This is a genomic window from Gluconobacter sp. OJB, assembly GCF_039638275.1.
GTDB classification, from domain to species: domain Bacteria; phylum Pseudomonadota; class Alphaproteobacteria; order Acetobacterales; family Acetobacteraceae; genus Gluconobacter; species Gluconobacter cerevisiae.
Map to the genome: position 1 here is coordinate 2,286,042 of NZ_JBDIWH010000001.1, position 12,241 is coordinate 2,298,282.

Annotated in this window: 7 protein-coding genes and 2 pseudogenes; 3 read left to right on the forward strand and 6 right to left on the reverse strand. The window is 50.1% G+C overall.

The features are described 5' to 3' along the window. Nucleotides 1-34: 34 nt before the first annotated feature. From ABDK74_RS10560 to ABDK74_RS10570, 3 genes are all read right to left on the reverse strand, one after another. Nucleotides 35-1,255: an FAD-dependent oxidoreductase gene (locus tag ABDK74_RS10560; protein WP_346003766.1), complete on the reverse strand. Its 1,221-nt coding sequence runs from the start codon at nt 1,253-1,255 to the stop codon at nt 35-37. Next, nucleotides 1,252-2,745 carry a serine hydrolase gene (locus ABDK74_RS10565; protein WP_346004210.1) on the reverse strand — a complete coding sequence of 498 codons (1,494 nt, stop codon included), beginning with the start codon at nt 2,743-2,745 and terminating at the stop codon, nt 1,252-1,254. The genes ABDK74_RS10560 and ABDK74_RS10565 overlap by 4 nt, the downstream gene beginning before the upstream one ends. Before the next feature lie 237 nt (nt 2,746-2,982). Further along, on the reverse strand, nt 2,983-3,879 hold the full coding sequence (locus ABDK74_RS10570) for a LysR family transcriptional regulator (RefSeq protein WP_194256167.1): 897 nt from the start codon (nt 3,877-3,879) through the stop codon (nt 2,983-2,985). Between the two features lie 281 nt (nt 3,880-4,160). On the opposite strand from ABDK74_RS10570, the gene ABDK74_RS10575 reads away from it, so the two are divergent. From ABDK74_RS10575 to ABDK74_RS10585, 3 genes and pseudogenes are all read left to right on the forward strand, one after another. After that, complete coding sequence (locus ABDK74_RS10575) at nt 4,161-6,656, forward strand: TonB-dependent receptor domain-containing protein (protein ID WP_346003767.1); 2,496 nt, start codon at nt 4,161-4,163, stop codon at nt 6,654-6,656. Between the two features lie 79 nt (nt 6,657-6,735). Next, complete coding sequence (locus ABDK74_RS10580; RefSeq protein ID WP_346004211.1) at nt 6,736-8,652, forward strand: CocE/NonD family hydrolase; 1,917 nt, start codon at nt 6,736-6,738, stop codon at nt 8,650-8,652. Between the two features lie 361 nt (nt 8,653-9,013). Further along, a pseudogene (locus ABDK74_RS10585) lies at nt 9,014-9,236 on the forward strand (hypothetical protein); the annotation flags it as partial. Here the strand turns inward: ABDK74_RS10585 and ABDK74_RS10590 are convergent. From ABDK74_RS10590 to ABDK74_RS10600, 3 genes and pseudogenes are all read right to left on the reverse strand, one after another. Then, nucleotides 9,228-9,363, reverse strand: a pseudogene (locus ABDK74_RS10590) (transposase); the annotation flags it as partial. The pseudogenes ABDK74_RS10585 and ABDK74_RS10590 sit on opposite strands and share 9 nt — an antisense overlap. A gap of 755 nt (nt 9,364-10,118) precedes the next feature. After that, nucleotides 10,119-10,882 (reverse strand): IS5 family transposase gene (locus tag ABDK74_RS10595; protein ID WP_346002506.1). Its coding sequence is split into 2 segments (ribosomal slippage): nt 10,119-10,549 and nt 10,549-10,882, totalling 765 coding nucleotides; the frame shifts between segments, so codons are not numbered across the junction. A 132-nt stretch (nt 10,883-11,014) separates the two neighbouring features. Continuing rightward, nucleotides 11,015-12,166 carry an FAD-dependent monooxygenase gene (locus ABDK74_RS10600; RefSeq protein WP_346003768.1) on the reverse strand — a complete coding sequence of 384 codons (1,152 nt, stop codon included), beginning with the start codon at nt 12,164-12,166 and terminating at the stop codon, nt 11,015-11,017. Between the last annotated feature and the right edge of the window lie 75 nt (nt 12,167-12,241).

A 12,241-nucleotide genomic window follows, 5' to 3' on the forward strand; every position in this document is an offset into this window, starting at 1 on the left:
AGGAGTACAGAAAAGTAATGACGAAAATATACATTCATTTCTGAACCCTATCGGTCTGATCTGTGGCAATTAGCTTGGTGATCCGTGCAGCTGAACCTGCAGCGAGTGTGAAGCCTAATGCGCCGTGGCCTACATTGAGGAGAAGATTGTCATAGCTGCTCCGGCCGATGATCGGAACCCCGGTGGGGGTAGCCGGACGCAGTCCAGCCCAAGGAGAGTCGGAGCTATGATCCGTGTTTGCCTCTGGTAACGTTTGCCGGACGAGACTGCGGAGTGAGGCGAGGCGTTTCGGGTTTGGAATTGTATCTTCCGCTCCGATATCGACCATTGCGGCGACGCGGAGTGTATTGCCAAGACGCGCATACACTACACGGTTGTCATAATCGGTGACGCTGACAGTTGGTAATGTCTCGGCTGGGGGACGGAGCGTTAAACTGTAGCCCTTGAGACCATAGAGTGGCAGATGGATGCCAAGCGGGGCCGCGATCTCACGTGAGTTCAGACCTGCAGCGAGTACAATCTGATCTGTCTTAAAATGTCGACCGCCGACAGTGAGCGTGCATTTGTTGTTCGTGTCAGGTAGGAGCGTGGCTTTTTCCTGAAGGTATTGAAAGCCAGAGGCATTCAGCAGGGCTATTTTGAGGGCCCTGCAAAATAAATGGCTGTCCGCGACCTCGTCTTCAGGAGAGAAAATACCTCCTGCAAGATCAGGAACAAGATGAGCGAAAGCCGGTTCGACCTCGGCACATTCAGCAGGCGAAAGAGCTTGCTCCAAAGTTGTATTCTGTATCCCTGCTACCGCTTTCATGAACGTGGCTGCATTTCGATACAGAACAAGCTTTCCTGGCTGACGCCAAAGGAATCCGCCCAGTCCTTCCGTGCGCCATATTTCCATTTCCGCCTGCCCCTCAAGGCCCAGATGCAAGAGAAATTTGGCATTTCGGCGATTGGTTGTGCGCGTGCAGGCAGAGAGAAAGGAGAGCATCCAGCGCCATTGTCTCGGATTGGCGCGGAGGCGAAGTGAGACCGGAGAGCTGGGTTTCAGCATCCAGCGTAACGCCTGAAATGGAATGCCTGCATCTGCCAAAGGCGTGACATAGCGATAACTGAGTTGACCGCCATTGGCATAGCTTGCACCCAAGCCAACATCCGCATTTTGTTCGATTAGGGTGACGTCATGGCCTGCCCGGATAAGAGCATAAGCTGTCGAAAGACCAATAACGCCGCCGCCGATAACTGCAATATGCTGTTTCACGGGTGTGCCTCGCCGGGCAATGCGTCTATTTTGCGGGGGTGCAGGTCCTGCGCATCGAAACTGAAGTCAGACCCTAGAAGCTGCATCTTCAGACCGGTGACCTTGCCCGTAACATCCCGTTCAAACTGGACGTAAGCATCGTCTTCGCTATCTTCTTCCCGATTGTCCCAGCGCACGACGAAGAGGTCATGCGGAAGAGCGTTCAGTGTCCCGGTCAAACCATCAGCCTTGGAAAATGTGAGTCGTAGATCCTTGCCGTGTTCAGTGACGAAAATTGGTCCGCGCCAATTGTCCTGATAGCGACCCAGGTAGTCCTTGAGCTGTGATGAGGAGAGCGTCACGAAAGGACGAACAGAAGAGCCAGGTCCGGTTGAAATTGCAGCTTTAATATCTTGAGCCTTTGCTTCGTCTTCCTTGTGTTTCCAGTAGCTGATCCAGTCATCGCTATGGCCGGTCGCGATGCGCGCGCTCAACGTCGTGGCCAAGGCATAGGTCGCGTTGTGATCATCATGATTGGTCAGGATCACAACGGCGCTTTTCAGTTCAGGCAGGAACGTGACGTAACTGACCATCCCTCCGATGGTGCCGGTATGCCAGACGCGCTTGTGCCCAAAAAAGTCCTCCATGAACCATCCGTAACCGTAGGCGCGAAAATGCGTTCCGGTTAAAGCTGCCATGTCCGGCAAAGGGAGAAGGGCATGGGGTGCCCAAAGTGTGTCGCGACTTTCGTTGCTGAAAATACGCTTTCCTTCAGGCGTTTGCCCACCTCCCAGATAGATCTGGGCCCATCGTGCCATTCCCTCAGTGCTGCACCATATGCTTCCCGCTGGCGCTACTGCAGGGAAAAGACGTGCTGCTTTTTCGGGGAGGGGCGTATGATCTCCCTGACCGGTCGCAACATCTGTTTCGCCTTTGTAAGGCGGTGTTGACTGACATGCTGCCAAGCCTGATGCGTCAATCAGACGGGTCTGAACCACGTCTTCCCAACTACGGCCTGTTACCCGTTCTACAAGTGCTCCTGCGACGACATAGAGTACGTTATTGTAAGCATACTCCTTCCGGAAAGGGGCGGTGAAAGGCATATACTCAAGTCCCGCCAGTACGTCTTTGCGCGTCAACGTGCTGTGGGAGAAAAGCATCAGGTCTCCTGCGCCGAGGCCCATGCCACTATGATGGGTCAGCAGATCCGAAATACGGAAGTCGCGTGTAATCCATGGATCAGAGACACGAAATTCCGGTAGATGATCAATGACGTGATCATCCCATTTCAGTTTTCCAGCATCTACCAGTTGTGCCAGAGCGGTGGCTGTAAATTCCTTCGTATTTGATCCGATAGCGAACAGTGTTCGGCTATCTACAGGCGCGCTATGGGCATCTTCAGAGCGTCTCCCGTAACCGCGGTTGAAAACAATTTTTCCATCCTGAACGATTGCTATGGCAATACCGGGTACGTCAAAAACCTTGCGTGCCTGTTCTACAGTTGCATCAATATTCTGCGTCGTTTACCCTGAAGGTAGTTCTGCGGCTTCAACGCTATGCGTTGGGTGAAGCATCAACATCCCTGCGAGAAAAGCAGTTCTATACAGGGCACGATGCTTGTTCATAACTGTTCGAAAACTCTCATCTTATGTTGATCAAGAAACGAAATTCTGTGTCAGATGAGAGAAATAAAGCATGGAATTGGGTGAGTGTCCCATGACGAGATATACGTAGGTGATAACCTGAAGCTAAACCATTGCTTCCAGTTCTGCCAGATCGCTATCGAGTTCGTGTCGTAATATGGCGAGAATATCGCGCGAAATATGCGAAAGAGCGTAATCGGCACGGTAAAGGACTGTGCATTTTATGCTGAGAGGTGGCGACAGGATGCAGGGGCGGGGTAGCCCTGGATGATGTAGTACCGTGAGGGCATCAACGATCGCGCAGCCAACACCCAGTCGAACAAGTTCTGCCGCCATGAAATGCGTTCGCACACGAATGGCAGGGGTCGCTGATATGCCTGCTTCGTCAAGCGCCATGTCGAGTAGATCAGCAGTCGGATCTTTTTCGGATAGACCGAGATAACGGTTCTGATCAATGTCCGTCAGCGCTATGGGGCCCTGGTCTTTTTCTTTATCGATCAGGACCAAAGGGATATCACCAATATGCTGAGCCGTTAGACCTTCTCGTAAGTAGTTTCCAAATACAACTCCGAGATCAAGATCATGGTTGAAAATTCGTGACACGATTTCTGAACCATGAAGCGCATCAATCGTGACTTCTGTATCGGGATGATCGGCGCAATAACTTCGAACCACGCGGGGGATCAGGCTTAGGCCAAGGCTTGGGACGCAGCCGATGCTGATGGAATGTCCTGCCCGGGCATAGCGCAGATTATGCGTGAGGCGCCGCAGGTCAGAAAGTTTGCCAAAAATGGCATTCACATGGGGAAGCATGATTTGAGCCTCCCGCGTGGGGACTAGGCGACCGCCTTTGCGCTCGAATAAGGCAAAACCAAGTGAGTGTTCAGCGTAACGCAGAACCTTGCTGGCGGCTGGTTGCGAAACATTCAGGACTTCCGCCGCCTTTCGGAGCGATCCTGTCGTCATGATCGCGTAGAAGACTTCGATCTGACGTAATCTCACGGTGCATAGTCTCCTGAGTGCGAATGGGTAGCGACATTTCCCACTGAAGGGGGAGAAGACCTTACATATCCCTCTTACGAAGGTTTGGAAAATATTGTGCCAAGAGGGCGCGCACGATGCTGGGGATTTAGAACTCGTTGGTATTCTTTATTTCTTAAGGGGTTTCGATGGTGATCGAGAGTTAACCTTAGTCTATCAGATACAAAAATAAAGCAATATAGACGTATAACATATCGTACACGTAACGTGATTTGACCGAAATTTTCTCAGGAGTACGGCGGATGCGTGTTGTGAAATCGTCAGGTAAGCTGAGAAGAAGATCTCGTTATCTGCTCACGACGAGCATCCTCAGCATGGCTGTCGCAAGTGCCGTATCCAGCGGAGCGGAAGCTGCAACGAAATCGCACCATACCGCTAAGGCCCGACCCGCCACGTCACGCTCCGCAGCACAAGTTGTTTCGAAATCTCCGGGACACCACACGGTTGAAGGAACCGATGCGGAATCAATTTCGGTCAAGGTGGCTCGTGTGCGCAGTCACGGACCTGAAATTGCTGTGACACGTAAAGTTATGGACAGATTTGTTGAAGGGACAAACCCGATGCAAATTCTTGCGATGACTACGCCGGGCGCGAATTTTACATCAACCGACGCCTTTGGCCTCGATACTTATGGCAACACGTTCTACGTGCGCGGATTTACCCAGATGCAGATCGGCGCGACGTTGGATGGTATTCCGTTGGGAACACAGGGTTTTGCTAACAATAACGGCGTGTCCATCACACAGGCGATAATCCAGGACGATATCGGTGGCATGACCATGTCTCAGGGCGCAGGGGCATTGGATTCATTTTCTGCTCAGAACCTCGGAGGTGCCATGACATACACGTCCTCTGATCCTAAGGATAAGGCGGGTGGCAAGGTCAGCCAGACTTTCGGTAGTTACAATGCCTATCGCACCTATGTTCGTGCAGACAGTGGTATCCTGAATCCGACAGGTACGAAATTTTATGCTTCTTTTGCTCGTACTGATACCGACCTGTGGAAAGGGGCAGGGGGGCAGAACGAATTACAGGCGGATGCAAAGATTGTGCAGCCTGTGGGGCAACACGGTAAAATCACCGGGTTCTTTGGTTACGGTAATTTTCAGCAAATGAACTATCTGACGCTCACCAAAAACATGTGGCGGCAGATGGGACGCAATACGACTTACCTGAAGCCTGATTACGAAAAGGCTAAACAATGGGCCTATTATGCTCAGTACACCTCCAATGTTCCTCCGGGTTACGAAGGGAAATTGTCGAATGATGAAATCGGTGATTACGCTTGGGATTCTTCCCAGGTGCAGAGAACTTATCTCTCAGCTGTAACGGGTCATTTTGATCTGTCGGAGAAAATCCATTCGGATACGGTTGCATATGGAAATGTCAGCAGCGGTTTGTATGGTGGAACTAATAATTTTGTGACATCACCTAGCTACGGCACACCATCACTGCAGGCCGACGGGTCAGTCACAGGGGTTCCGATGGCGTTGGGTATGTCGCATGCTGATATGCGACGGTTGGGTTTTACGCAGAAGTTCTCGTATGAGGCGCCACATAATAATTATATTGAAAGTGGTTTCTGGTATGAAAATAACCGTTGGATCTACGACTCAATGCTTTATGAAGATGGCCTGACAACTGGTCATAATCCGCTGTCTGGCTTTAAAAAGGGGACTGGCAGCACGTGGTATAATGACGCCTATAATAGCAACACTTTTCAGTTCTTTCTGCAGGATCGCTGGAAGATTATGTCTGGCATGACGCTCCTTGCCGGCTTCAAGTCACTGACACAGACGACTCATGGCGGCACGAAGGCCGACTATACAGACCAGCTTACTGCTGAAGGATGGAATACATATTACCGTCACGCAGCAAGTGGTACGCTTGCGGCTTCCGGGGCTTTTCTGCCCCATTTTAATTTTGACTATCATTTTCTCGATCATCATGAAATTTACTGGGATATTGCCGAAAACCTGCGTGCTTACGACTACTATTCGCAAACATCCAGCACCACCCCGTGGGGAGGCTTAGGTAATTCGTCTCAGCCTGCCCAATCAGTATTTGATGCAAATAAAAAAGTCCTTAAGCCGGAACGGACCTGGAATTATATCGTGGGTTATCGGTACGATTCCCGTTTTTTCTCGGGGAGTGCAGATTTTTACCACACCGATTATTACAACCGTTTGGCATCTATTACGGAAGGGAGCACTGCTACTGCACACAGTGCTTATTTGAACGTCGGGCGCGAAACCATGAATGGCGCTGACGCCATCGCTACAATCCGCCCGTTTCGCGGACTGGAAATTACCAACAGCTTTAGTTGGAATGACGCAGAGTATCAGACGCCTTCAATTAATTATAGCGGTAAGAATTATAGCCTGAAGGGAAGGCACCAAGTTTATTATCCTAAATTTATGTACAAAGCGAATTTAAATTACACTTGGCACCAAGCAATGTTTAATTTTAACGTCAACTACGTTGGCGCGCGTCCGATAACTTATCTTAATGACCAATATGTTCCGTCTTATTGGCAGGCAAACCTTAATCTGGCCTATAATTTCGGCAAGGTTGGCTTCGCGCGGAATTTGAAGGCGACCTTTGGAATTACCAACCTGTTTGATACGAATTATATTGGCGGGATTTACGGGGCGGCGTCAGTATCGGGAGATAACAATGCCAATCTCTTTGTCGCAGCACCACGTCAGTATTTCGGATCGGTCTCGGCTGAATTCTGACAGGATATGATGATGCAGGATTTTCAAGCGTAATATATATGCTGTTTGCGCCGCGCACGCCTTCTTTCTTGGAACGATGATGAAAAAAATTCTTATGATGTCGGCCTGTGCGCTGGCTTTCTCGCAGCCTGTTCTGGCTCAACAGTCTGATAAGTCAGTCTACACGGACATGCCTGTTGATTTTCAGGTTTCTGACGCCAGTTTCGATTATACGCGCCAAGATGTCATGATTCCGATGCGAGATGGCGTGAAGCTACATACTGTCATCCTTGTTCCTAAAGGCGCGCAAAACGCTGGAATGCTCATGACGCGCACGCCCTACAATGCTGCGCACATGGCGTCCCTCGGCTCAAGCAACCATTTAGCGTCGATTTTGCCTGGTTATGACAACATGCCTGATGTCATAGCGGAGGGGGGATATATTCGCGTTCTTCAGGATATTCGCGGCAAATACGGTTCTGAAGGGGTATTTGTAATGAACCGTCCGATGCGGGGTCCACTCAATGGTACTGCAGTCGATGAAAGTACCGATACGTGGGATACTATCGAATGGCTAGTTCATAATGTTCCAAAAAGCAATGGAAAGGTTGGCATTCTTGGTGTGTCATATGATGGATACACGGCGATTACAGCTCTGTTCCACGCGCATCCTGCACTAAAGGTGTCCGTGCCGATGAACCCAATGGTGGATGGCTGGATGGGGGATGACTGGTTCCATAACGGCGCGTTTCGCGAAGAAATGCTCCCTTATATTTACGATCAAGGGGCGACCCGGGGAAACGCGGTCGAATGGTGGAATAGTGCTTATGATTCATACACGCTTTTCCTGAATGGTGTTTCGGCAGGAGCCGTTGGTAAATCCCGTGGAATGGATCAGATTGGCTTTTTCAACCAGATTTTGGCTCATCCTGCATATGATTCATGGTGGCAGTTGCAGGCCCTTGATCGACTTTTGCCAAAAGAAGGGCTGAATGTTCCGACTATGCTGGTTCATAGTCTGTGGGACCAAGAAGATAACTATGGCCCTATCGCGATGTACGAGGCATTGCACAAGAATGCCGAAGCACGATCCAATCTCTGGCTTGCAATGGGACCGTGGAATCACGGTGGTGAAATTCATGCCGCTAGTATGCTCGGGGCGATAGACCTTCACTCGGATACAGGACTGTATTTCCGGAAACATGTTCTGAGCCCATTTCTGGCACATTACCTTAAGGATGAAGCAATACCGTTACCTGCGCGCGTGACGGCCTATCGGTCTGGCGAAAACGAGTGGGAGACGATGGATGCTCTCCCGTCTCCTGACTGTGACAGTCAATGCTCGATCCTGCGTTTTCAGCCGGATCATGGACTTGGTTTTGGCAAAACACCGATTAATGCGGGTCAGTTGACCTATGTTTCTGATCCCGAACATCCTGTTTCCTATGTTCCTCGCCCCGTAATTTCAAAAGGGCAGGCGGGTTCAGAATGGCGCTGGTGGTTGGCAATGGATCAACGTAACGCAGCTTCACGGCCAGATGTACTTTCCCTGACGTCTTCTGCGCTGACAAAACCCTTCACTGTAACGGGTGAGCCTCTCATGCACCTTACGGCCACTACGACAGGGACAGATGGAGATTTTGTTGTCAAACTAATTGATGTTTATCCGGATGAAGTAGCGCAGCAGCCAGCGATGGGCGGTTACCAATTGATGGTTGCCGGAAATATTCTCCGCGGTCGATACCGGAAGAGTTTTGAGCATCCTGAAGCGATTCCCGCCAATGTAAAGCAGGTGTATCCGGTGCGTTTACCTATGGTTAATCATACGTTTCTACCGGGACACCGGATCCAGATTCAGATTCAGTCGAGTTGGTTTCCGCTCTATGACCGAAATCCTCAGACCTACGTAGAAAACATCATGCTAGCGCCTAAAGAGGCATATAAGTCAGCAACGATTTCGGTAGATATTGCGGGGAGTTGGCTGGAAATACATGGCGAAACAAAGCCAGCTTTGTAAATTGAAGAATGAGAAAATTATATTTTATGATATCCTGATTGTGGACTAAATGAGCAGGTATTGATGATTTTTGTTATTTATCTGGAGTAGAGCGGAGAATTCTCCGTAGCACCGATTCTCTTGAAAGAGAAAGATCGGCGTATGATGTGGACAATATTGTCAATTCCGATCTTTATACAGGCTCGGATACTTTTCACTATCCGAATGAACACGCTTTTTCGGATCAGAACGAAAGAACGCTTTGTTGTATAAATAGTGTACGGGGATTCTGATTTTACGTTGAGTTTGTTAGCTGGGCGCGATGAGACAAGCGAAGGCTATTCACTACCGCACGACGAACTGACCCTCCTATAATGCGGCGCTGAAGAAGCGTGGTTCTCTGAATGTGTGGTTTGATCTGTCCGTGACGTGGGAGGGTCTTGCGACGGAGCGTCGTGGACGGTCGGCTTTCTCTTTTGATCGATAGCACCGGGATCAAGATTGAGGTTGAATGGCACACCCGCAAACATGGTGGTTCGAAGCGTCGGATCTGGCGTAAACTCCATATCGGGATCGATGAAGGATCAATGAAAATCAGGGCCGTATTCCCGGGGCGCATCACGCCAAGGCATAACATTGCGGTTAACAAAAAGTGATGCCGCTCAGCACGCGGCGTTCATCAACGCGAGGTTTGCCGTGGCTTTTAGGAGCTAACGGCTGCAGACGCTCCATCTGTTCATCCGTTAGCCAAAACAGGCCGCTTCATCTTCCGTCCCCTTGCAGAGCCTGAAACAGGTTTTTTCCCTCAAAGCAATAGGTCCCGAGCCTAGACTTAGCTATCCAAGTGCACGATATCCAACAGAACCACAAAAACGCTAAGGCGAGTGGTTTCTTTGTGAATATAAAATATTTTAATCAACTAAAATGGGAGTTAACTAATAAAAATAAAAACACATAAAGTAAATATATAGATATATTCTATAAGTTTAAAGACGAAGCACTGAAAATATAAATTTGAATGAATTAATATCAGCTACATACTTCCATTTTTATGTCTGTCTGATCTTCTCTTTCTAACAAGTATGGTGTCCTGTTTCTTCATGCGCTCAGGGAATTCAATTCTCATGCCTTGAAGACGCTCCAGCAAAGCCAGAACAGCAGAAGCATCCTCTGCACTGACAGCAGGTTTTCCATTGGTAGCCCCCAAGGTTTTCCTTGCATTAATGTCTTGTTTGATTTTTTTTCGAAATAGCTAATGTCTGCCACTCTACGGCTTTCATGCCCTGCTTCTGACTCTGTGTAATGACAGTTTGCCGTACATCAGCAGAAATTCCCACGATGTTCCATGTTTTTCGTATTGTCTTCCATATGTTTCCTTCACTGTTCAACCAGTATGACAGCAGCGCAGGCAAGGAAGACTGGACGTTACAAGGAATGGGAAGCCTACTGGTAGGATTACGAGAAAGAATTTTCTCTAGGCTCAGGACTCATTCTTTGAGGTAGAAGATGAAGGTTGCTGCGATATGGATTGCGGACATGAAGATATGAGCGCATCGGTCGTATCTGGTCGCAATACGTCGCCAGTCTTTGAGTTTCGCGAACATGTTTTCGATGAGGTGGCGCTTTTTATACAGATGCCAGTCGTAAGGCAGCTTTGATTTCCGGTTCTTTTTCGGGGGAATACAGGCAGTGATATTGCGTTCTGCAAGCGATAACCTGATCCGGTTGCTGTCATAGCCTCTGTCCCCGATGACTTCTTCTGTCTCTTCGGGGAGATCTGCCAGCAGCACGTCTGCGCCTTTGAAGTCACTGACTTGTCCTGCTGTCAGATAGAGGCGAACAGGCCTGCCCTGACTATCGCACACGGCATGGAGTTTTGAGTTCAGGCCGCCTTTTGTCCGTCCGATATGGCGGGGAAAAGCCCCTTTTTGAGTAGAGACGCCGCCGTTCTGTGTGCCTTGAGGTGTGTTGCATCGATCATCAGGCGCTTTGAACGGCCAGCCTGTTCTGTCAGGGCGACAAAGATCCGGTCGAAGACACCCAGGCGGCTCCAGCGAATAAAACGATTGTATAAAGTCTTGTGCGGGCCATACGCTTTCGGAGCGTCTTTCCACTGAAGCCCGTTGCGGATCACGTAAACGATTCCGCTCAAAACACGCCGGTCATCCACACGGGGCACTCCATGCGGCAGAGGAAAAAACGGCTCAATCCGCTCCATCTGGCGTTCAGACAGCAAAAATACGTCACTCACAGCCTTACCTCCATCGGTAAGCCTGTGAATCACAACGTCTCGCTCAGTTCAATATTTTAATAGGTCCTGAGCCTAGAACAGACCTGTATTTCAGGAGGCAGAAGGCCTCAAACTGCCCTGTCAGTCCCTTCTTCATGCTCTCTTGCGGGAGAGGTATTTCCTGGAACGCAGCAGGATTTGCCACAAAATACGGCGCCCCCAAAGTGCAACCCGATTCGACGGGACAAACAACTGGGAGCGTAAAGCGATGAATCTCTGATGCTTGCGGACAAATGGACGCATCCAGGCTTCAAACATTTGCAGCGCACCATCGATGTCGCGGGGACAAGCTGCAAGGGCTTCACCGAGAGCCTGTCCTCCCATCATTCCAGCCGAAGCGCCCATGCCGGAATACAGGGTCGGACACCACGCTGAATCCCCAAGCAGCACAACACGATCTTTCGACCATCGAGGCATTTTGACCATCTGAACGGAATCAAAAAGGAAGTCGTCCGTTGCTTCCAGATCCTCAAGAGCTTTGGAAATAATCCCGTCCACATCCAGATCGGCAAATATCTGGCGCAGCGTGGGAAGCGGGTCTTTTCTCGAGGCTCGTTCCGGATTTCCGGTTCGGTATGAGAAAAGTGCAGTCGACGGACGTCCTTCCAGCGGAAACACGGTCAAAGTATGCCTTACATCCGCGACCATAAGGCCATCGCCAGTTCTGAAGCCCTCAACGGGCTGTGCCAACGGAAAAGCACACAGCATCGTGCCAATTGAATGGAAGAATGCTTTATCCGGACCAAAGACCAGTCTGCGCACCGTCGAACGGACGCCATCAGCCCCTATCACAAGATCATAGGTTTCCGTCGTTTCCTCACTGCCTTCTGTCCGGAGTGTAACCTGAGCCTGCATGGCGCCATTCACGATCGCCACGGGGACAGTGCTGAATCGGACGTTTAACTTTCCTTCAATTCCGGACCAGAGAGCTTCTTCGATATCCCCTCGCAGCACGGCAATCGGCGCATTTGTCTCTTGCGTCAGATCGGCAATGCGTCTGCGGGTGCCATCCTTACGCACATCCCAGAAACGAATGTTTTCCGGGGTTCTCTTTTCCATGACATCCAGCACACCCAGAGCTGCGGCGGCATTTTTGCCTTCATCGCGCAGACCGATGAAATAACCGCCTTTCCGCCGCTCGGGAGCACGTTCAATAATCACAGGCGTCCAGCCCTGACGCTTTAAGGCAATGGCAGCGGACATGCCGCCAATGCCGAGGCCTACGATCAGTGCGCGTTGTGTCATATAACGTATCCCAGTGGAGTGGCTATCTCCATCTGAACATTGCATAGATAGCGGCAATCATCAATCTGAACGATG

Bases quoted from the DNA above. Each gene is read 5' to 3' on its own strand.
- ABDK74_RS10580 (WP_346004211.1), top strand. From the start codon at position 6,736: ATGAAAAAAATTCTTATGATGTCGGCCTGTGCGCTGGCTTTCTCGCAG.
- ABDK74_RS10600 (WP_346003768.1), bottom strand. From the start codon at position 12,166: ATGACACAACGCGCACTGATCGTAGGCCTCGGCATTGGCGGCATGTCC.
- ABDK74_RS10575 (WP_346003767.1), top strand. From the start codon at position 4,161: ATGCGTGTTGTGAAATCGTCAGGTAAGCTGAGAAGAAGATCTCGTTAT.